Consider the following 22457-nt stretch of genomic DNA (forward strand, 5'->3'; position numbering starts at 1 on the left):
TACGCATAGCATCACGCGAGCAAAACCAATACGACCGAACGTCGTATTGGTTTTGTATCTAATTATCAGCGTATGCTAATCTTCTAGCGCTAAATAATGGCTCAATCCTTCGCGCAAAGATAAAGGCAACGCAACAGGTAACTGAGTAGGCTTATCTACATAAACATGGACAAAATGCCCGACAGCGCTTGCATCATCGCTCCCTTCTGAGAAAACGGCCAACTGATATACCACTGAGCTGTTCCCTAGCTTCAATACCGTTAATCCGATATCCAATACCGCTGGGTAGCTCACCGATGCATAATATTGGCAGCGAGTTTCAACAACTAAACCGATTGGTCCCTCACCGTCTAAACGCAACCAACCATTGTCAATCAATAAACGATTTACCACCGTATCGAAAAAACTGTAATAGGCCACGTTGTTTACATGGCCGTATACATCATTATCGGCCCAACGGGTGTCTATGGTATCAAAGTAGCGAAAGTCGCTGCGTGTGGGCGGCAACTTTTTATCTCTCGTCGATGTTGTCATCAATGGATCTCCACTTTCTGCTGTTGACTAAATTTATTGCGCAAGCCTCTCGCCCGATTAACGCCACCGGCTTTTTTACCTAAACCAAGCTACCAGGCTTGTTGATACAGAGCTAACGCATCTTCATAAGTGACCGTGCGCGGATTATTCATTAGCAACCGCGTTTGTAGCATAGCCCCATGTGCAAGCGCGGGGAGATCCTGTTGGTCAATACCGTAATCACGTAAACGTTTGGTTATGCCAAGCGTTTTGCAAAACTGTTCCATATATTCAATAAAGCCTAGCGCCTGTTCTGATTGGGGGCAGCTAGCCAACATGGGATTTACCACTAACGCTAATTGCGCATATTCAGTCTGCGCTGCGTTCGCATTAAAGCGCATAACAAAAGGCAGCATCAGCGCATTACTTAAGCCATGGGCCATATGATAAATACCGCCTAACGGATACGCTAGCGCATGAACCGCGGCCACGGGTGCGTTTGCAAATGCTTGCCCAGCTAACATCGCACCTAATAAGGTGCCACCTCGGTGCTTCAAGTCTTTGCCGTTTTCATAACTAAGGGGTAAATGCGTTGCTAAAAGCTGCAGCGCTTTAATCGCAAGATTGTCCGATAAAGGATTCTTCTTGTGCTGGCTCGTAAATGCCTCGATGGCATGTACCATGGCGTCAATGCCCGTTTCTGCTGTGATATGCGCAGGTAAACCGAGTAACAATGTAGGGTCAAGAAGTGCCACATCAGGATACAAAACAGGAGAAACCACGCCAGCTTTAGTTGATTCTCCCGTGGTCACGATTGATATAGGCGTAACCTCTGAGCCCGTTCCTGCGGTGGTAGGTATAAGCACTAAGGGTTTGCGGGTAGAGACGACTTGATCCACGCCATACATATCGGCCAACGCTTGTTCATCCATGGCTAGCACCGCAGCTAATTTTGCAGTGTCCATCGAGCTACCTCCACCAATACCAACCACGACGTCCACTTGCTTCGCTTGTTCACCAGCCGCTCGGATAACGCCTTCAGGCGGATCAGCTTGTACTTGATCAAATATCCGCACATTAAGACCTGAACTTTCTAACGTGTTTAATACTTCATCAAGTACTCCAGCCTTAATTAATCCCTTGTCAGTTATTAATAAGATAGATTTAGCGTTGAAACGAGTAGTCAATAGTGTGGGTAATGATAGGGCTGCATTTACCGCAAAGCGGATATCCGCTACGGTTTTGAAATCGAAATCTTTAATGGTGTGCATCTGGGCCAACCTTGAGCTGAGATTGAATACTAATGATACTAGCAGAGAAATTTTGCACCCAAGCTTTATCGTAGTGATATATCAAGCTCAGAATTTGTTATAGATTGGTCTAGGTATCCAACAGCAATAACGCTAAAGATGAATGTTTCGTAGCAAATAAATTTTTAATAAATAACAGCGCAATGCCACGCAAGTAAATGCCCAATAAAACTTAAAAAAATCACCGATAATTCGTCGTAAACAACATTGCCTAACGTGCAGATCCTTGCATAAAAAACGCCCGCTGAAGCGGGCGTATTACATTAATATTGAGCTAAGTGATGAGTTAGGCTTGACCGCCTTGCTCTGTCATCTTCAACATATCAACCACGTTCTTCACGTCATTGGTATTTTCTGCAATTTTAAGCGCTAGCTGACGTTCTGCATCGTCATCAACGGTACCTGAAAGCGTCACAACACCCATTTTAGATTCAACTTCAATTTCTAGACCACTGACTTCTGATTCAAACATTAAACGGGTTTTAATCACAGTTTCAATCTTTGCGTCGTTAAGAGTTTGCATAACTTCGCTGTCTTCGTCTTCATCTAGTTCTTCGATAACGGTTAACTGATTATCAACGTCTTTGACGCCATCGAGTGACATAACCAATTCGGTGGCTAACGCTTTATCAACTTCACGATCAACTTTACCTGTTAAAGTTACTTTGCCATTTTTAACGTCGGTGTTGATGTCGAATGAGTCTAAATTTCCGTTAAGCATTAAGGTCGTTTCGGCTTTGCCGTCGATCCACGCATCGCTTGCGGTGTCTTTCCAAGTATTTTCTGCATTCGCAGCTACTGATGCAGTTCCTAACGATATGGCTACTAATACTGAAATGATTGAATGTTTCATAAATATCTCCTTTTTAAGATTCACAGTAACCAATGCCAATTCGATGCCAACTAAATAAGTGATTGATAATTATAAGTTATTTTAAATAATAAGCGGAAATGAAAGTAAGGAGCGTGGAAATTATTACCAGAGCGTTGTAAATAATTCTACCAAGGCTGTGATATTTTATAACACGTAGGATGAAGGTAAAAAAAACCTCAGACTGAAATAGCCTGAGGTGTTCGAAGTGTAGCAAGCAAGGTTATGCCCCACGCTTACCAATCAGGTGCAAAATCTGGATCAACTATTCGCTCCTGAGGCTCAATTGCGTCTATCTTCGCTATTTCATCAGCTGTTAACATTAATTGCTTAGCATTAAGGTTATCGCGCATATGCTCAACATTGGTAGATGAAGGTATTGCGACGATTTTTTTGTGGTTTAACCAAGCTAACGCCACTGCTGAAGGTGTAGTGTCATGCTCATGAGCTATAGCTTGCAATACTTCACTCTCCATAACTTTCCCCACACCTAAGGGCATATATGCTGTTACTTGAATGTTATTACGCTGACAATATTTCACTAGCTCAGTATTTTGAAAATTGGGATGCACTTCAATCTGATTGGTTAATATCGAGTCTTTACCAAGAATAGCCAATGCTTCTTCTAGTTGACTTTGCGTGAAATTAGACACACCAATATGTTTAGTCAGACCTCGAGCTATACACCCTTTCAATTCTTTAAGATACTCAGACATTGGCACTTTATTTTCTGGCGAAGGCCAATGAATAAGCAGTAAATCAACATAGTCGGTATTGAGTAGCGTCAGGCTATTCTGTACGCTGGTGGTGAATTTTGCCGAACTCAGGTTTTCAAACCAGACCTTAGTGGTTAAGAATATCTCATCTCGCTTTAACCCCGAGCCAGCGATTGCATCACCCACCTCGGCTTCATTTTCGTATATCTGTGCAGTATCTATGTGTCGGTAGCCCACATCAAGCGCATTCGCCACGGCCGACTTTGCCTCATCGTCTTCGAGGCGATAAGTTCCGAATCCTGGAGTAGGTAATAATAAATTATGCATATAAGAGTCCTCTTGTTAAGAGTACAAGCCAGATGACAGCCTGTACGTTGAAAACGTAGAGATACCCATTCGAATAACGTGCCAAAAATTAACTGTTTGAAATTAAGTGATTTTTTATACCAAGTGAGTTTTTGTCGAAAAATTGCTGAAATATTTGCACAGCAATTTGAAGTCATTACTGATTTCAAATTGCTGGAATATCACTATCTAATCGACGTTTAATTTCATCTAGCCGTTTTTTTATATCTTGCCAATCCAGTGCGCTCAATGGCGCTTCACGCTGTACTTGTTCGATCATAGCTGCCTGCTGGCGAACAAATTGGCGATGCTCTGATGTCTGACTGAATTGCAAAATACTTATTAGCCCCTCTAACAACCGAATTGTCACCGCCAGACTGGTTTTTGCATACTGACGAATTTGGTTAAATGCGGCTTCTCCTAAACCGGTAAATACCACTGGCTTACATTGCAATCTTATCACCCCTTGAGGATCTTCATACAAAGTAGGGGGAAACGTTTTGCTGGTTAAACCGCATAATACCGCACTTAACTTATCAACTACGGTTACGGCTGAATAAGGGTCATTGATCCCCGGAGAAAGCGCCCGCACTGCTATCTCCACTAGTTGCCGAATAGCAAACTCTGTATCTTGAACCGGCGTGCGATGTGCACCCAAACGGATCAATTCAGCTATTTGTTTAGGCTCACAAGCAAGGGCTGAACCATGGAAATATGCGATGCCTAAAGGTGCATTTTGAATAACAAAGTCACCTGGCATGTGTTGTATATAAAGCGCAATATCACATTCCTGTGCTAATTTCTGCAGGTTTGCCACGTCCAATGTTTGCACATAACCACTGCCCGCAGAAAATATAGTTTGTTGATTCGAATAGACTTGGTGGAAATTCGGAACATCATCGCTAAATTGCGGTGTTTTATCGATCTCGTCTTTAGGAAATAGGCGCTCAATGATTTCATTTAATTCGCGATATACGTTATCGATTACGTTGTCTGCCTGAATAGCCCGGGCGACGTGATGAATAAAATAAATAAGTACGCCAACTCCCAAGATAGCTAAAATAACCGACGTAAGAATACTCAAACCAGGAACAAAATTCTGATTATCGAATGACTTGGTCGCCTGAGTAATCAATAAGCAATAGATGAATGTCGATAGAAAAAACCCCAAGACACATTGCGTCCCAGTATCCATCATAAAGTTACGAATAAGCCTTGGACCAAATTGAGACGATGCCAAACTTAACGCTACGACGGTAATAGAAAATGCAATACTGGTAACGGTGATCATTGACGAGGCGATGGTAGTAAGTAACGCTCTCGCGGACTCTGGCGACGTTTGATAAAAATCAGCGAAAATGGGTAGTTCACTTTCTGCGCCGAAGCGGTCAAATGCGAGACCTGCCTGTGACAAACCAATGGCTACAACAGCCATAATAGAAGGAACGAACCAAAAACTAGTTCTGATGGTTTCCCATAGGGTAATTATCCGTGTATTCATGCTGTTTCCTTCACTTGATTGTCTGTCTTATTAAGATGTTCCTTAACTCTATCGCCAGTCTACCCTTAGTTGTTAGCCGCAATATCACTGACTTTTTTTAGCCTTATTTTTCTTTATAAGAACCATAGCAGCCCCTAGAACAATAATAACAAACAGCCCAAAAGCAGCTAAAAATGTCATAACCAAACTGCCGCTGCCCAAACCGCCTAGGCCAACGATTGCCCCAACAGAAATAATTAAGATGATGATGGTAATTTGTAATAACACTTTACACGCTCCTTGGCGTTGCACGCAAAATAGTAATTTAACTTACCTATAGCAATATTGCCGCTTAGGCGCCTGAAACAGCTAACTAATTGAGGTTAGTATAAATTTTAGATATTAAAAAAGGGTGCAAGCACCCTTTTTTAATATCTTAGCTAGTTGACTGCTAAAGCAGATTAACAATCTGAATCTTTAGCGCCTGCACCTTCTTTCACATCTTCACATGCGTCTTCGATTGCATTGCCTGCATCAGTCGCCATTTCATCAACTTTCTCGCCTGCGTTTTCAGCATTGTTATCGTTACACGCTGTCACTAAAGTAAGTGAGCTAACAACCATTGCTAAAAGGGTAAATTTCTTAAGTAAGTTCATTGTCGATCTCCGTAATTAATTAAAAGTAATATGGTATAAAGTAAATTTAGACTTTTGGACCCTTACCGCGGATAGCATTTGCTACCAAAGACAAGACCAATAGCACTAAAAATACAAAGAAAATAATTTTTGCAATTCCTGCGGCTGTCCCGGCGATTCCACCGAAACCCATTACGCCAGCCAAGATTGCGATAATTAAAAATGTTAATGCCCAACCCAACATAATATTCTCCTTAAGTATTCAAAACTGTATTCAAATTTGGATGTCGAATAACTTAATGCGCTAATCGTGCCACACCAATAAAAAATTATAAATAACTGATTTTATTGATAAATTACAAAACTATTAGGGTATTGAAATGATGATGTGTAACGAGAAGTTGAAATATTTACAATTTGAAAAGGAACAATTTTCGAAACCCTTTATACAACTTCCCTTTATTTCAAACACAGTTCTGTTAACAAAGGGAAGTGATCAGAGCCAATTTCCGGTAAGCGCGACAAATTCACCAATTCAAAGTGTTCGCTGTGAAATACGTGGTCCAGTGGCCAGCGCGCTAAAACATGTTGAGCGTGAAAGGTGTTAAACGCGCCACGGCCAATACGCGGGTCGCACAATCCACTTACTCGCAGAAATGCTTGGGTGGTCGGTGACCAAGCCACATCATTTAAATCTCCACTTACTATGATGGGCAACGTGCTGTCGTCATCCTCTAAGGCAATTTGTTTAGCCAACCCTAACAGTTCTCTGTCACGTTCAGTGGCTTCTTCATTCTCTGTGGGGCTTGGGGGGGCAGGATGAACAAAATGGCATTGTATTTTTTCACCACTTTCAAGTTCAGCCACACAGTGGACTGATGGCACTCCCTTCTCTACTCGCTCGGCGGTTTTAATATCACTAAGAGGAAGGCGGCTAAAAACATGCATACCGTATAAGTTTTCCAGTGGGAAATTCACCCGATATGGATAGGCGTCGTGCAAAGGTGATAATGCGTCTTGCCACCACTGATTACTCTCTAAAGTGACTAGAATGTGTGGCTTTTCTTGTACCACCAGCTTAATGAGTTTAGGTGCATCGTGATTTGTCATCAGCACGTTAGCATTGATGATTTTAATACTGCGCTTAAAATCAGGTGCGTAGTTCTTGCTAACCATGGGTCGAACGATTGTTGTATAAGGTAATATCCAGTGTATTTGGTAGGCAAGTGCAGCAAAATTGACTACCAGCAATCCGGCCATATATGACAGGTTTTGATGGTAAATCCCCCCAATCGCTAATAAGTTCAGCGTGAGCAACGCGGCTATTTGCAAACGGGGAAATTCCCACACTCGCACTGTCCAGTGATCGCTTGGCACTAATGGTAATAAGGTGAGTGTTAACAGGAAACACGTTGAAATAATAAAAGTTGTAAACATCTTCGCTCTCAGTTTTAGTCAAAGGCTATCAGTGGAACCAGGTTGCTTTTAACCTAGACGTTTAGCTTATAGGATAAATAACCCGTAGGTTATTAATACTTTTTGGCCTGGGCGATGCAGGCAAGTACACGGTCTTATCGACTTTAATATCGAGTGATTTAATGAACGCATTTTTAATAATAGCGCTAATCGCCGGCCATAGGGGTGTTTCGATATCATCGATTTGTCCTTGAAGTGGAACCCGAGTGGCAATAAGGTCCTTTTTGCCCCCTTCAAATAATTCAGATATCCCGCCCGCTGCAGCTTCAAACAACCATTGAAAAGGGTTGTCACCGTCTTTCACAACGTCTTCTTGCCAATCAAATACAGACAGGTCGTATATTCCGGCTTTCACGTAACCACTTACTTTCCCTTGTTCTGAGGCAAATTCCATGGCGAAGTCGATTTGACCTGCTTCGACATCAAAGGGCGAGTAAAAGCTTATGACGTGGTCGATATGCTTGACGGGCAAGCGCTGCATTTCTACATCTACATTAAAGGTGGGTTTGCTAGCATAGGGGTCATACGATCCAGAAACGGTTAATGGGCAAACGCCAGCAATTTCTGCGTCTAACTCAAGATGTGTTACCAATGAACCTGAGCGTTGCTTGCTGTTGGTTAGATTACTAATTTGACCGTGCACATCAGTGATTTCGGTCAAGGTCTTGCGCTCAGCGCTGATGGTTTCGAACATCAAGCGTCCATCAATTATGTCAATTCGATCAATCGAAAAGGGCACTAGACGATTCGCTAGGGTGATCCAAGTTTGTTCATTTTGCGCATCTTTATTGATTTCTTCAGTTCGTTGATCGTTATCAGCATAATAGAACTGTGGTTTTAAAAATGTCATTTCAGACACTATACTGCCGTTGAATAGCGCTGACCAAAGCACAGATATATCTAGCTGCTCAATACTGATAAGCGGTTTTTGTAGGCCACCATCCACTAAGTTTAGCTCAATGTCTTTGACCTGATATGCGCCGCGGTACAAGGCAATGCTCACATCCCCCACCTGGCCACTTAAACCCGGTGTGGTTTTAATAGCATAATTTACGCTCATCTCTAGTGCATAAGGAGCAACAAGTCTCAGCGCCACCAAGACAACCGCTAAACTAAGTAGGGTGATCAAAGTCTTACGCTGACGCTTTGCCATTTTTCGCTCCGGGTATAGATAGCATTCACCCGCTGTACGCGGGTGAAAGTAATTTAAACAAGTAGAAATTTCACGCTGCAGCGACGTTTTTACAGCCTAACGTCGCTGGCGTTTTAAGCACTTAACGTTTAGCGATAATCCATACAGCATGGATGATCCCTGGAATGTAACCAAATAAGGTAAGCAGGATATTCAGCCAAAACGCGCCGCCCAGACCAACTTGAAGGAATACACCCAATGGTGGAAGTAAAATAGCAATGATGATTCTGATTAGATCCATAATAAAGCTCCTATCTTTTCTGTGTAATTGAAAATGTAATACATTGTTTGTTGATACTGAACAAAGCAATTAGTGTTCCTACTTTTCAAAAAAGGACTAATCGTCTTTTTTTTGTAAATCGTCTGGGCGCGTATCCGCTACGTGCGCACCTCTTTTACCTGGTGCTTTGTCGTCCCCATGGGTGCTGTCTCTTTCTGTCTGATGCTCCATGGCGGCATTAAACTCTGCACCGAGCAAAATGATAAACGCCGTTAGATAAAACCACATCAGCAACACCACTACACTGCCCAAAGAACCGTAAGTTTTGTCGTATTGACCAAATTGACCTAAGTAATAAGAAAAGCAGAATGAAAATATTGCCCATAAGCTACTGGCTAGTACGGACCCTGGCGTTACCCAGCGCCACTTGGCTCTGCGTCTGTGCGGCCCGTATCGGTAAAAAGCAGCAAGCGCAATGTTGAATACCAATGCCAGAAACGGCCATGTAAGCCACTGTACAATCACGACGCCGTAATCATGCAGGCCTATATAAGTAAATAGGATAGGCAGCACCGCGATAGTAAAAAGTGCCGCTACCATTATTGCAACCGCACTGGTGGTGAGCACTAAGCGCATCACCAACATCATCAAAATCCCGCGGTTTTGACGTTGCCCATATGTGATATTACAAGCAGTTACCATCGCCTGAGCCCCTTTACTTGCGCTCCATACGGCAAACAAAGTACTTAACACAACGCCTGTACTTAGCGCTCGATTTGACTTACTAATGATGCGTTCCACTTGTGCCTGTATAATATCTCGCGCTTGGTCAGGTATTACCCCGATAAGTTGATTCAAATGCTGTTGTAATTCATCCGGAGACACGATTAACCCATAAACGGATATAAATGCTGCAAGCATCGGAAATATCGCCAAAAGAAAATAAAAGCCAACCCCTGCGGCAATCAAAGACAGATTGTCATCGAGCATTTTTTTCACGGTGCGACGTAAAATATCCCACCAACCACGAAGTGGAATTTGATTGGGGGTAGTTGCTTTTTCTCCACGTATAGAACTCACGGGCATATCCTTCTTTTATTTTGTACACTGAAAACGGCGTGGCACCTATCTTGCGTCACACTTAACTCAATACTAATAAGCGCAAAGCGCAAATGAAAAACTATTAGGTGACTTATGCACTCCATTATTCGTTCTTCTAAAAACATCGTTTTTGTCATATCACTGATACTGTCTTATGCCATATTCGTGCCCGCAGCATCAGCTCAAGCGACTTCTGCTGAAGAGCCATTGATGACTCAACCGTTAGATGTATGGATTGATGTAACCCACTTATGGCACAACGTCGTTAAAGCATTACCCATGCTTGCTCTTGGGTTGGCGTTCTTTATTATCTGTTATGCGTTAGCTAAACCGCTTTCTACTTTGCTTGTTAGGCCTATTGGCTACGTCAGCCAAAGTGAGTTAATTAAGCTTGTCACTAGGCGCACCATTAGCATGCTGATTATTTTGCTCGGCCTTTATGTATTCTTGCGATTCGCTGGCTTAAGTGAGTTTGCATTAGCCATTGTGAGTGGTACGGGTGTGATGGGCTTAATACTAGGTTTTGCATTTCGCGACATTGCAGAGAACTTTATATCAAGCCTACTGTTAAGCGTGCAAAAACCCTTTAAAATTGATGATGTTATTGAGGTGCAAGGGCAGCTAGGCATAGTAAAACAAGTGACGGCAAGAGCCACTACCCTAGTTGACTTCGATGGTAATCATATACAAATTCCTAACGCGACCATTTACAAAAATATTATTCGTAACCTTACTGCCAATCCTAAAATGCGCGGTAAGTTCATTATAGGGATCGGTTACGACTCGAGTATTTTAGAAGCCCAGCAATTGGCAACAAAAGTACTCAATTCACAGGCCACCATTTTGCAAGACCCAGAACCACAGGTGCTGGTCGATGAGTTAGGTTCGTCTACAGTGAATTTAAAAGTTTACTTTTGGATTGATGCCCAGCAGTACAGCTTGCTAAAGGTGTCTTCAATGTTGATGCGCCTGATCATGCGTGAATTTGAAAGGAACAACATCAGTATGCCAGACGATGCCCGTGAGATTATATTTCCCCAAGGTGTGCCGGTTCATCAGATATCCACCCTGCAAACTAGCGCAGACGGTGAGACTCAAGAGCAACGCGCGTTGGCCGCTAAAAGCGACGCTATTGAACAAGACAGCGAAAATAGCCACCATGAAGACGATTTAACCAGTGATGCTCACGATATACGCGAGCAAGCGAAACAAGCCAGAGACCCTGAGCAGGGACAAAATATATTATAAATGATTGATAGTTAATTGGCTTTTAGATGATGACTGCTGGCTTCCATTAAGCGGCTAACGGCTGCTAAATAGTGGCTCTTAACGAGTAGCCAATCGCACTGGCTACTTCTCTTTTTTTAGCCAGTAGCTTTGCGCCAGACCAAGGATCAAGAAGCCTGTCATCAGTGCGATAATGTGTTCGTTTATCATTGGATACACCAGCGCATAAAACCCACCAAAGGCGAGTAATACATAACCCACTACTGTGTTCGCTGTCGCCACGTATTGAGTGCGCGTATCGCCGCTAGCAATATCGAGCAAATAGGTCTTTCTGGCCGTTCTTACCCCAGCGTATCCAACCGATAATAAAAAGAACAAACCTACATTTAACCAAAGCGACCCCATTTGGTAGAAAAAATAGAATGCCCCACCGGCGATAACGCAAATGGCGCTGGCGATACGTATAGTCAGTACTGCGCTTTTATCAGACCATGTGCCCCAAATATAAGAAGACAGAAATGCCGCAAGTGAGCTGGCAGCAATAAAATACGGCAGCTGAAAGGTGTCATCTTGACTGGACGTGATGCTAACAAAAAATGGCGCTATTAAGGCGCTGTGCAGTAACAAACAGCGGCTAATAATCAAATGAACCAATGCAGCGTCCCCTTTTAGGGTCTGCAAAAAAGAGTCACCGCGGCGATCACGTTCTGATTTGACCTCAGCATTCAAAGCTAAAGACACAGGTAAAGTAGCAATAAACAGTAGGCTCGCGAAACTTATGATAAATAGTAACCAGTGCTGCTCGAACTGCTCTTTACCTAAAATTAATGCCCCTGCGCTAAGTAAAGACAGTAGACCAGATATTCCACTGGCTATACCCACTAACTTACCCCGGCGCCCCTTTTCAATTAGCGCGCCTTCCATGTCTTTCATCGTCAAGGAACAAAGGGCCCGGCCTAGACTTAGTACAACCAATAGGAGCAGAATGCTGACTCCTGCATAAAAAGCGTCAAACAGCGCTACTGCTGGCACCATACCCAATATGGCAAGTGCTTGCACCATCACCCCAATTCGCCATACGCGTTGGCGCTTAACGTACTTTTCAATTCGATGTTTTAATGGCCACTGAGGGATAAGTGAGCCTGATTCTCGGATGGGGACCAAGAGAGAAATCATCCAACTTGGTGCACCTATGCTGGTTAACACCCATGGTAAGGTCGTTTTAGCGGATATTAAGATATCCGCCAGTTTGGTCATTGTTGATATTACAACCAAGCGCAGGAAGGCATTAACGCTGCTGTTTTGACTCAATGTTTAACCCTTGAAAAGGAATAACAGTAAGCTCAGTATGTTAACAAGTGTTTTTAAGATCAACTACTCTTGGTCAGTTTGTGGCAAGCCAGCCTTATTATGTTGCTCGTCTTTGGGTTCAGCTTGCTCTTCATACTTAATTAACAAAAATACGCTTGTGCCTATCACAGCCGCTATCACTGAGCCGGCTAAAATCCCTAGTTTCGCTTGCGCCAATAGCTCTGGATGAGCAGCAAACCCTAGAGAGGCGATAAACAGTGACATAGTAAATCCTACTCCTGCTAAACAGGCCAACGCAAAAACATGAGCGAACCCCAGACCTTTAGGTAATCGAGAGAGCCCACTTTTTATGGCTATCCAAGCGAACAAGCTTATGCCAATCACTTTGCCCAAGACCATGGCGCTGGCGACACCAATAAACACCACGGATTCTAATATTTCGCTAAGATCTACTGGAAGCGCTACTCCCGCATTGATAAACGCAAAAATAGGTAGAATGATTAAACTTACAGGTCGATTTAGCACATGGCCCCAACGCTGAATAGGTGTGGTTGTCATGGCTGCGATGTCTTGTGCTTGCTCTACTAATTCGTGTTGATCTTGCTGCTCTAAAATGGATTTATCCTTACGATCATTTTCCTCGAAACGATTTAGCACGCTGCGCATATTTTTCGCAAACCAGGTGCTTTGGGCGTAGGGCTTAGTGGGCACCGCTAACGCAGCCAAGATACCAGCTGCCGTCGCGTGCACTCCCGATTGCAGCACAAACCACCAAAGCAGAATGCCCCCAACCATATAAAAAATGGGTCGTCGAAACCCAAGTAGATTTAGGGCAAACAAGCCGAGTAGCGTTAAGCCTGCGAATCCCATGGATGTCAGATGAATGTTTTCGGTATAAAAAATCCCGATAACCGCGACAGCACCCATGTCATCCACTATCGCTAAAGCAGAAAGCGTCACGGCTGCTGAACGTGGCGCCTTACTGCCCAGCAACGCTAATATGCCTAAGGCAAATGCGGTGTCAGTTGCCATGGGAATGCCCCAACCTCGCATCGCTTCATCGACGCCTGAGAGGGCAACACCAGCATAAATGCCTGCAGGGAGTAACATGCCACCAATTGCCATTGCGATAACCAGACTTGAGTCACGAAAGTCTTTTAAATCACCCACCAAGCACTCGTATTTGATCTCTAGACCAAGCAAGAAGAAAAACAGCACCATTAAACCGTCGTTCACCCAAGTATGCAGGGAGTGGCTTATCGCAGAATCTCCTAAGGAAATGCTAAATGCCATATGACTTATCTTTTCGTAGGCTTCATGCCACTGGGAATTGGCAATGACCATGGCGGCAATCGCTGCAAAAAGTAGGGTAATACTGGCGGTGGCTTGGCTTTTAAAAAATTGCTCAAACGAGCAAATGAAATGATTAAATTTACGCTCTAAAGGGGCCAGTTCGCGATCTTTGTCTTTAAGCTGATTCATACTCGTCACTCGTTATATTGGCAGAAGCCGTGGGCAAGAGTCGCGAGCAATGCGAGGCAAACATTAATCGGTAACCACAGATACAAAAATGGAGTTAACACTTGCGTGTTAACTCCATCGAATATGCAAAACCGATTGCTGTTTAACATGACAACAGTGCTCAAGATTCAATGAATACCTATTGTCAATGCAGGAACCTAGCCAACCTCAGTTAGCGTAGATTAAGGAGTATGCCCCTTAATCTGAAAGGCGTTATTTAAGCGCGAATTTGGCCTGTTCCACTGACTAGATATTTCTCAGCGGTAAGTGACTCAAGTCCCATTGGGCCATAAGCGTGTAGCTTAGAAGTCGCAATACCAATCTCAGCGCCCAAGCCAAGCTCACTGCCGTCAGAAAAACGCGATGATGCGTTTACCATTACCACTGAGGCATCAACACTGCGCTGAAAGCGCTTAGCGGTGATTTCATTGGTCGTGCAGATAACCTCTGTATGGTGGCTGCCAAAGCGTGAAATGTGATCAAATGCTGCATCTATGTCGTCAACAATGCCTACTGCTATTTCCAAATCCAGATATTCAACACCGAATTCATCATCTTGTATTACAGTGGCATTATCAAAATAAGTCGCAGCCTTTGCACTGGCATTCACTTTTACTTGCTTGCTTTGCAACGCGGCGGCAGCCAATGGTAAGAATTCATCGGCGATGTCTTTATGCACGATGAGTCCTTCAAGGGCATTACAAACTCCCGTGCGATGGGTTTTACCGTTAACTAAAATATCGATAGCTGTTTGTAAATCTGCGTCTTTATCAATGTAAAGATGACACACACCTTTGAAGTGCTGAATAACAGGGATTTTACTGTTATCGGTCACATAACGAATAAGCCCTTCACCGCCACGTGGAATAATCACGTCGATATAATCACTCTGCTGCATCAATTCCATCATCAACTCACGGTCAGGATTGGGCACCACTGTAATCAACTCAACAGGCAAATTGTGCTTTTTAAGTACATCTTGCAGTACGCCGGCGATGGCTTTACTGCTACCAAGCGCTTCTTTACCACCACGCAGAATGACGCCGTTGCCTGATTTGAAGCATAATGCACCAGCATCTGCGGTAACATTTGGACGCGCTTCATAAATCATGCAAACGACTCCAAGCGGAATACGCATCTTACTAATTTTAAGGCCGTTTGGTCGTTCACCAATCACACGCTCTTGCCCAGCGGGGTCTGGTAGTGCGACGATGGTTTCTATTCCCAGGGCCATACTTTCAACGCGCTCGGCGTTTAATGTTAATCGGTCAATCATGGCAGCACCTAAACCGTCTTTCTCAGCTTGGGCTAGGTCAATTGCGTTGGCTGCGTAAATTTCTTCAGCGTTAGCGCGCAGTGCGTCAGCCATATCCTGCAATACAATATTTTTCGTTTTTTCATCTAAAACAGCTAATACTTTGGCAGCTTGTGCTGCGTTCTTTGCTAATTCTTTAATCATGTTTATTGTTTCTCCAATGACGCGATATTCTTTTTCGAGATAATAGGGCCGGTTCTATTTTGAAATTCTCCGGCAAATTCACGGTCGTCTTGATCGGCGATAAAACTCAATAGGCAACTGCTGTAGTTTGAGCGTGCTTTTGCAATACGCGTACCGTCGTCTTTTCTTAACAAGATGGTGTCACCTACGGCAAAACTACCGTTCACTTCAACAATTTCATCACTGGTTAATTGCTCACCATGCACTGAAAACTCGGTATCGAAATCGTTATTAACGACCACTTCACCCTGTTCTGACGCGGTATGCCTCATCCAATGATCATGTTCTTGCATAGGTTTGGCGTAAGGTCTAAAGAAAGTCCCTGGGTTTTTACCCTCGAGCAGGCTGTTAAAGCTTGCTGACTTGAAGCCATTAACAATAAAGGTATCGATACCATGAGACGTAGCCTTCTCTGCTGCTTCAATTTTAGTTTTCATACCACCGGTACCCACCGCACTGGTCGCGCCGCCGCCCATAGCGAAAATACGACTATCGATGGTGGTAACTTCAGGCAACAACACTGCGTCGTCATGGATGTTAGGATTTTTATCGTACAAACCATCTACGTCAGAACAAATAATTAAGGCATCTGCGTCGGCTGACGCCGCAACCATGGCTGATAAATTATCGTTGTCACCGACTTTTAAGTCATCTGTCGTTACCGTATCGTTTTCGTTGATAATGGGTAACACACCGTTATTTAACAGTGAAAAAATGGTTTCACGAATACTGACATAACGCTCACGGTCTCGAAGATCGCCATGAGTTAATAAAATTTGCGCAGTAGGGAAATCAAAAAGTCTATCCCAAGTGGCCATCATTTCGGTTTGACCAGCCGCCGCCATGGCTTTTTTTAAGGCAATATCGATGTTATCCGTTTCCGGAAATAAGTGTGCGCCGGCAGCAACAGAACCTGAGGATACTAATACCACCTGAACCCCGTTGGCTCTTAAACGCACGATAAATTGTGCGATACTGAGTAGGTAATGACTGCTACACCCTTTGCGATGGGGTGCAATAAGTGCGCTGCCTACTTTGATTACAACGCGTTTCCATTGTGAAAGATCCATTGAATGTTTCCTTAATTTGAATGTTGTTTAGCTAAAACTAAATGAGTTTCGTCGAACTTGGCAACTGTGGCTTCGCTTGGTTCGTCAGCGAAGAAATCAACGAGCCATATTACAGCGGCACTAACAGACATAGCCCCTGATAGACCTGTAAGCGTCCAGCCACACATATGAGATGCGCCCGCGGAAAATGTAAACACTTGGGGGCTAACCTGCAGGTCGGCAGGAATGTAGTCTGATACATCGCCGGTATGACGACGGTAGGCGAACACGCCTATACCCAGCATAGCGATAAAATATACTGCTAAAGAGATATAACTCATATTGTGTTAATTAGTGGCTAGTAGAGATTTGGCTTTTAGTGCGAGCGCGAGATAGGCTGCCAATAGCGATGACGAACACGGAAATGCAGGCCGTTAACGAAAAGCTTAATTTATGAATAATTGCATTAACGAGTAAGGTGGCAGGTTGATTCAGCGTCTTGCCTATCGCTTTAAGGATTTGCATTTTATCTCCGTAAATGAATAATGGGTTGTGCACTTATAATTACAGGTCAATTAATTAGTACACGAATCATTATGCTTAATTACTGCCCAAAGATCAAATTTAAATCCTGATCATTAAGCCTAATAAGTTACCCTGAAAGGTAAAAACTGTCGTTACTCCAATAGATTTAATCACCTTCAGCATTGATACCCCCGAAGTTTGTGCCTTATTAATTCAATACAATTTTTAGCATGAGAAAAAGTGCTTTAGGTTGCATTCGAGGGGAAATTTGCTAGGGTTCGCCCGTTACTGACAATGCAGGTAAAAAAGATGAGAAAATACGATGAGTTACTGGTGTCATTGCGCCGTGTTATACGAGCGATAGACCTTTACTCAAAAAAACTCAGTAAAGAATCTGGTTTAACCAGTCCTCAACTGATCGTTATGCAAGAAATTTTCAACAATGATGATGTGATGGTTAAAGATATTGCTAACCACATCAATTTGAGTTCTGCCACCGTTACCAGTATTTTAGACCGCTTAGAGGCACGAGGTTATGTAGTACGTGAGCGTTCGACAATAGATAAGCGAAAAGTCGGCGTTAGATTAACAGCGACAGGTACCAACGCGTTTAATAACGCCCCAACGTTATTACAAGAACATTTTATTAAACGCTTCGAAGCCTTAGATGAATGGGAGCAAACCCAATTGGTATCTACAATGCAACGAATTGCTAAAATGATGGATGCAGATTCACTAGACGCAGCTCCGTTACTTCAAGTCGGCCAAATACATCCCCAAAATGCACATGGAGAGAACCCTAAGTAGGCGTTCTCCCCAATATTTGACTTAACAACCAAACGTTATTAGTTAAGCTGATCGTCTTTCCAGTACTTAGTCCCTTTCACCGTCGCTTGTAATGATAAACCGCTCTCAGTTAACTGATATATAGTGATGTTATCGACAGTGACTTCACCACTTTTGGCAGCGCCCTTGTCACCCGCTTTTGCTGCAGCGTCAGCTTGCGCACCAAACGCCCAACCTTGGTCTACAAAGCGCGACATAACGGCTTCATTATGAAATACAAAAACCGCGCGAAAATCTTTTACGCCAGCACCTAACCCTAATCCTACTTCAGCCATTTTCATGTACGTTTGCTTGCCAGTTTGATTATCTGTTACCACACCATAACCTCCACCAAAACTGGCTAAAATTAAATTTACGTTTGCGTTGTCGAAAACGGCATAACCCGGCGCGCTATTAATTTGTGAACGCACACTGGGCTTAAGTTCAAACAACTCCGTAAGTACCTTATCTTTCATAGTTTGAACAGCCTGACGCTTTTGAGTGACAGTGGCATCAGTAGCTGTTGCACAGCCAGCTAACAAAATTAAAGAAAATACAGAAAAAATTACTAAAAACAATGACTTATTTTGCATAAGTAGTCCTTAAGGAAGCTATAATTAATATTACTTAAGGATAAAGCAATTACCGAACCAATAGTCACAACCGCATGATAAATAAAAGATAATTTTAGCAATTTACAAAGTAGAACGAATTTAACGGTCAGCAAACCCTTCGGCCATTCACAGAATCAGTAACTTTGTCGTAATAGCTAAGTAGTTTTTTCCGATGTGGGGAGCCCCGATGGACTCAAAGAGTTACTTTATCAATTTAAATCAATAATTTAATAGTGGAATAAATCTTGTATCTTATTGTTAGCAGCGTTCTGTAGTCGGTGATACATAAAATAAATAACAGCACCTTTTATAGTATTCGCACTTTTAATCCTAGAGGAATAACAGCTTGCCTATTACACCCATACTGAACAAAATATTCGTCAGCAGCATCTTCTGTGCGACCTTATTTCTAAGTGCTTGTAGCTCTAACACTACGCCACAACCTATACCTAAAGCTGAAACCACAAACAGTGTGGGTAGTGAGCTGGTAGTAAAAAGCTCTCACGGCACCCAAACGATAGAGCCTACCGTTATTAGTTACGTAGCACCTAACAGCGAACAGACGACCAAAAATGATACCCAACTGGCATTTGATGATCCTTTAGAGTTTATTAACCGTCCCATTTTCGCATTTAACGATAAATTGTTTGAGTACATACTAATTCCTGCCGCAAATGGTTATACAAAGGTAGTTCCCGATCCAGTACGAACCAGTGTTGGACACTTTTTTGGTAATATTCGGGAGCCATTAAACGCCTTAAATCAATTATTTCAAGGTGATATCGCTGATAGTGGTAAAAGTGTTGGACGCTTTCTTATCAATTCAACGATTGGGTTACTCGGATTTTTTGATCCTGCGACCGCGTGGTTTGAGATAAACGAGAATGTGAGCACAATTAACGACACCTTAGTCAATTACGATGTTGGATACGGTAGCTATTTGGTATTACCTATTCTGGGTCAATCCGATTTACGTAATGGCTTCTCTACCATTACCGAGTCCATCTTTAATCCTATTCAATACGCTACAGAAAACCCGCAAACGCTGTATATACAATCTTACGGGGGTTTCCATGCTTTTGCGCCTCAAGCACCCACCTATGAGAAATTACGCAGCGAAACCGATGATCCCTATGTGTTTTTCCGAAATCTCTACATGCAAAGTATGTTGCGCGATCAACAATTCCCTGTCGAAGACACAGGCAATAAGCTTGAACAGCAAGACACTAAGAAGGTGGGTCTCCAGCAAGGCGAAAATGAGCATAACGTAGATGATGATGCTTCTGCATCACAACCGGAGTAAGTAATTCATGACTGCATCTATAGCTAACTTTATTATCCGCTATGCCAAGCTTATTCTGGCTTTATTCGTTATCGCTGGAGGCCTAGCAGCATGGTCAGCGCAACAATTTAAGATTGATGCGTCGGCGGACACTTTATTGATAAAAAACAATAAAATGTTTGTGCAAACCCAAGTGATGAATGAGCGTTTTTCGCCACAAGAGTTTATCTTGGTGGCTTATAAGCCAAAAGATCATCCTGTTTTCAGTCAACAGTCTTTTAACGATATTCAGCAAATATCTAGCGAAATCAAAACCCTACCACGAGTATCTGAAGTCACTAATATATTAAATGTGCCTTTACTGTCTTTATCGGGCGAACTAGACCCGGATCTGAAACCAGATCAATTGACCTGGCAGGCCAATCGCTACTCTGCTGACAAAATGCGCGAGGTATTTACTGATCATCCGCTATTCACTGATCTGCTGGTAAACAAAGATCAGACGGCTACAGCCATGCAGATTGTATTCAAACCAAATACAGAATTACGAGATATACAGAGTAAGATCATTGCCATTCAACAAAAGGTTCTTGATGGACAACTAAGCGAACAAGACGAGCAAACGATCGACAAGCTTAAGAAACAAGCTGAGCCCATAGAGGAGCAACTAAAAAAGGTTCGCCAACAAGAGATTAAGCAGATATACCAGATAATTGAGCCATTTAAAGATGACGCCGACTTATTTTTAGGTGGTGCTTACGTACTTGGTCAGCAGATGATCGACATAATTCAAAGCGACTTATTAGTATTTGGCAGTGCTATTGGCTTAGCTATTTGTTTGATCTTGTTCGTTCTGTTTAGAAAAATTCGCTGGGTTGTTCTGCCACTATTGTGCTGTGGATTAAGCGTATTACTAACCGTAGGCTTATTCGGATTACTCGATTTTAGAGCAACGGTTATCTCTTCAAACTTTATCGCATTGCAGCTAATTCTGACACTTGCGGTAGTGGTCCACTTGATTGTCGAGTTCCGTCAGTTAGAAGAACAAGACAAGGAAGCGAGCCAGCAAAGTCTATTGCATCAAACATTTATCAATAAATTCAAACCATGCCTGTATGCAGGCATCACGACAAGTGTAGGCTTTGCCTCTCTATTATTCAGCGGTATACAGCCTGTCGTTAGCTTTGGTTGGATGATGATTGTAGCGATGGGTGTGTCTATCTCTGTCAGCCTATTATTATTTCCTGCGGTGCTAGCATCGTTTAAACGTAAAGGAGATAGTCATGAAAGTCGTGTCAGCCAATATGTAGTCTCAGCTATTAGTCATTTTACGTTAACAAACCCCACTTTAATTGTGTTAGTTACCCTTGTGGTAAGTGGCGGTGCCATTTTCGGTATTATGAAACTAAACGTGGAAAACAGCTTTTTAAACTATTTTAAAGAATCGACTCAAGTACGTACTGAATTGGAATTTATTGACCGAGAATTCGGCGGCTCTACTCCACTGGATTTGATTTACACAATCCCCGAAAATGAACGTCGCGATGACTTAGTTTTAAGTGCTAAAACGGTCCAGACTTTGCAAAAAATTCAGCACGTGATGCGTCAATACGAAGCTACCGGCAATATTACCTCTGTGGTTAACTTCACTGAGCTGGCAAAGAAAATAAATAAAGGTAAACCACTCACCGAATATGAATTAACGGTTATTTATACATTACTTGATAAATCTCTCACAGAGCAATTATTAGGCGCTTATTTTGACCCTGAAAACAATCAGTTGCGTATTAGTACTCGCATTCAAGACAGTACTGTGAATTTCAATCGAGCTGAATTTTTAAAAACCTTCAGAAACGATTTGCAGATGCTTGATATCGCACCTGATAGTTATAGCCTGACTAATTTATTTGTGCTTTATCAGGACATTTTACAGCGTTTATTCTCATCACAAATTATGACTTTGGGCTTAGTTTTCGGTGCCCTCACGTTAGTTTTATTAGTTATATTTCGCTCTATCAAAGTAGCTATTATCGCGGTTATCCCTAACATTTTAACCACCCTAGTAATTTTAGGTATAATGGGATGGCTAGGAATCGCACTGGACTTAATGACAATCACTATTTCAGCGATTGCCATGGGGATAGCGGTCGATGACACCATTCATTTCGTGCATCGATATCTTGAAGAGTTAAATAAAGAAAATACTGATGGCAGTAAAGCGATTAAAAGCACATTCAAGTCCGTGGGTTATGCGCTAATTTATACCACCACCATCATTGCTGTAGGCTTTTCATTACTTAGCTTTTCTGATTTCGTGCCCAGTATATTGTTCGGACTATTAACCTGTTTGGCCATGGTGCTAGCTTTTGTAACTGATACCACATTACTGCCGGTACTGTTACGAAAATTCGTTCACCCTAAGAGCCAGAAAATGTCACCGGTGAGTGAAAAGGGATAACTACATCGCTTAAATGCCTAGTTAACTGTCGTGATTCTTCACAGTTTAGTGCATAAATAATAACGAATATAAAAATAATCACTTAAATTCAAATAGTTACAAAGTTGCACGGAAATTGCTTTTGAATTTAATAAATAAAGTGCTGAAGAAACAGTTAAAAACACTTTTGCCAAGTTAACGCCTGAAAATCGCCGTTAACTTGCACCCGTTTTCGCTGGGGCTGGGGTGTTAAAACCCGGATACTGCTACTATCTGGCCCCGGCGAATTCTCTGTTAGAGTGATTTAAC

The 22457-nt window shown here is 42.7% G+C and carries 22 protein-coding genes and 1 pseudogene; 4 read left to right on the forward strand and 19 right to left on the reverse strand.

Translation table 11 applies throughout. The features are described from left to right. Window positions 1-75: 75 nt before the first annotated feature. From GQS54_RS08085 to GQS54_RS08140, 12 genes are all read right to left on the reverse strand, one after another. Window positions 76-534, reverse strand: coding sequence for a thioesterase family protein (locus GQS54_RS08085; protein ID WP_166423485.1), 459 nt, complete (start codon window positions 532-534; stop codon window positions 76-78). A gap of 89 nt (window positions 535-623) precedes the next feature. Next, a complete protein-coding gene (locus GQS54_RS08090; protein WP_166423486.1) occupies window positions 624-1784 on the reverse strand; it encodes an iron-containing alcohol dehydrogenase in 1161 nt (386 codons plus the stop codon). 325 nt (window positions 1785-2109) lie between these two features. Next, complete coding sequence (locus GQS54_RS08095; protein WP_166423487.1) at window positions 2110-2676, reverse strand: BON domain-containing protein; 567 nt, start codon at window positions 2674-2676, stop codon at window positions 2110-2112. Window positions 2677-2930: 254 nt separating this feature from the next. After that, window positions 2931-3737, reverse strand: coding sequence for a 2,5-didehydrogluconate reductase DkgB (gene dkgB, locus GQS54_RS08100; RefSeq protein WP_166423488.1), 807 nt, complete (start codon window positions 3735-3737; stop codon window positions 2931-2933). A gap of 184 nt (window positions 3738-3921) precedes the next feature. Beyond that, entirely contained in the window at window positions 3922-5256 is a 1335-nt protein-coding gene (locus GQS54_RS08105; protein WP_166423489.1) for a DUF2254 domain-containing protein, read from the reverse strand. A gap of 84 nt (window positions 5257-5340) precedes the next feature. Beyond that, the gene (locus GQS54_RS08110) at window positions 5341-5523 is read right to left on the reverse strand and encodes a hypothetical protein (RefSeq protein ID WP_166423490.1); all 183 of its coding nucleotides are present in this window, start codon (window positions 5521-5523) and stop codon (window positions 5341-5343) included. 173 nt (window positions 5524-5696) lie between these two features. Next, window positions 5697-5891 (reverse strand): hypothetical protein, encoded by a 195-nt coding sequence (locus GQS54_RS08115; protein ID WP_166423491.1) that lies wholly within the window; start codon window positions 5889-5891, stop codon window positions 5697-5699. Window positions 5892-5937: 46 nt separating this feature from the next. Next, window positions 5938-6114: a DUF1328 domain-containing protein gene (locus GQS54_RS08120; protein WP_006991544.1), complete on the reverse strand. Its 177-nt coding sequence runs from the start codon at window positions 6112-6114 to the stop codon at window positions 5938-5940. Between the two features lie 215 nt (window positions 6115-6329). Further along, on the reverse strand, window positions 6330-7307 hold the full coding sequence (locus GQS54_RS08125; RefSeq protein WP_166423492.1) for an endonuclease/exonuclease/phosphatase family protein: 978 nt from the start codon (window positions 7305-7307) through the stop codon (window positions 6330-6332). A 61-nt stretch (window positions 7308-7368) separates the two neighbouring features. Beyond that, window positions 7369-8499: a DUF748 domain-containing protein gene (locus tag GQS54_RS08130; protein ID WP_166423493.1), complete on the reverse strand. Its 1131-nt coding sequence runs from the start codon at window positions 8497-8499 to the stop codon at window positions 7369-7371. 121 nt (window positions 8500-8620) lie between these two features. Then, window positions 8621-8779: a YqaE/Pmp3 family membrane protein gene (locus GQS54_RS08135; protein ID WP_166423494.1), complete on the reverse strand. Its 159-nt coding sequence runs from the start codon at window positions 8777-8779 to the stop codon at window positions 8621-8623. Window positions 8780-8875: 96 nt separating this feature from the next. After that, window positions 8876-9838 (reverse strand): YihY/virulence factor BrkB family protein, encoded by a 963-nt coding sequence (locus tag GQS54_RS08140; RefSeq protein ID WP_166423495.1) that lies wholly within the window; start codon window positions 9836-9838, stop codon window positions 8876-8878. 114 nt (window positions 9839-9952) lie between these two features. On the opposite strand from GQS54_RS08140, the gene GQS54_RS08145 reads away from it, so the two are divergent. Beyond that, window positions 9953-11107 (forward strand): mechanosensitive ion channel family protein, encoded by a 1155-nt coding sequence (locus tag GQS54_RS08145; RefSeq protein WP_166423496.1) that lies wholly within the window; start codon window positions 9953-9955, stop codon window positions 11105-11107. Window positions 11108-11209: 102 nt separating this feature from the next. Here GQS54_RS08145 and GQS54_RS08150 read toward each other — a convergent pair whose 3' ends face one another. The 6 genes and pseudogenes from GQS54_RS08150 to GQS54_RS08175 all read right to left on the reverse strand — a co-directional run bounded on the left by GQS54_RS08150 (window position 11210) and on the right by GQS54_RS08175 (window position 16990). After that, entirely contained in the window at window positions 11210-12343 is a 1134-nt protein-coding gene (locus tag GQS54_RS08150; RefSeq protein ID WP_166423545.1) for an MFS transporter, read from the reverse strand. A gap of 117 nt (window positions 12344-12460) precedes the next feature. Further along, window positions 12461-13879 carry a Na+/H+ antiporter NhaA gene (gene nhaA, locus GQS54_RS08155; protein ID WP_166423497.1) on the reverse strand — a complete coding sequence of 473 codons (1419 nt, stop codon included), beginning with the start codon at window positions 13877-13879 and terminating at the stop codon, window positions 12461-12463. Between the two features lie 256 nt (window positions 13880-14135). Continuing rightward, on the reverse strand, window positions 14136-15377 hold the full coding sequence (locus GQS54_RS08160) for a glutamate-5-semialdehyde dehydrogenase (RefSeq protein WP_205967673.1): 1242 nt from the start codon (window positions 15375-15377) through the stop codon (window positions 14136-14138). A 2-nt stretch (window positions 15378-15379) separates the two neighbouring features. Beyond that, the gene (proB, locus tag GQS54_RS08165; protein ID WP_166423498.1) at window positions 15380-16486 is read right to left on the reverse strand and encodes a glutamate 5-kinase; all 1107 of its coding nucleotides are present in this window, start codon (window positions 16484-16486) and stop codon (window positions 15380-15382) included. A 128-nt stretch (window positions 16487-16614) separates the two neighbouring features. Beyond that, window positions 16615-16806 (reverse strand): annotated as a pseudogene (locus tag GQS54_RS08170) (sodium:proline symporter); the annotation flags it as partial. 10 nt (window positions 16807-16816) lie between these two features. Further along, the gene (locus GQS54_RS08175) at window positions 16817-16990 is read right to left on the reverse strand and encodes a hypothetical protein (RefSeq protein ID WP_166423499.1); all 174 of its coding nucleotides are present in this window, start codon (window positions 16988-16990) and stop codon (window positions 16817-16819) included. 309 nt (window positions 16991-17299) lie between these two features. Between GQS54_RS08175 and GQS54_RS08180 the strand changes: the two genes are divergently transcribed. Further along, a complete protein-coding gene (locus GQS54_RS08180) occupies window positions 17300-17797 on the forward strand; it encodes a MarR family winged helix-turn-helix transcriptional regulator (RefSeq protein ID WP_166423500.1) in 498 nt (165 codons plus the stop codon). Between the two features lie 38 nt (window positions 17798-17835). On the opposite strand, the gene GQS54_RS08185 is transcribed toward GQS54_RS08180, so the two are convergent. Further along, entirely contained in the window at window positions 17836-18408 is a 573-nt protein-coding gene (locus GQS54_RS08185) for a YSC84-related protein (RefSeq protein ID WP_166423501.1), read from the reverse strand. A gap of 367 nt (window positions 18409-18775) precedes the next feature. Between GQS54_RS08185 and GQS54_RS08190 the strand changes: the two genes are divergently transcribed. After that, complete coding sequence (locus GQS54_RS08190) at window positions 18776-19732, forward strand: VacJ family lipoprotein (RefSeq protein WP_205967674.1); 957 nt, start codon at window positions 18776-18778, stop codon at window positions 19730-19732. A gap of 7 nt (window positions 19733-19739) precedes the next feature. After that, on the forward strand, window positions 19740-22169 hold the full coding sequence (locus tag GQS54_RS08195; RefSeq protein ID WP_166423502.1) for an efflux RND transporter permease subunit: 2430 nt from the start codon (window positions 19740-19742) through the stop codon (window positions 22167-22169). The last annotated feature ends 288 nt before the right edge of the window (window positions 22170-22457 follow it).

The organism is Paraglaciecola sp. 20A4 (assembly GCF_011378905.1).
GTDB lineage: Bacteria > Pseudomonadota > Gammaproteobacteria > Enterobacterales > Alteromonadaceae > Paraglaciecola.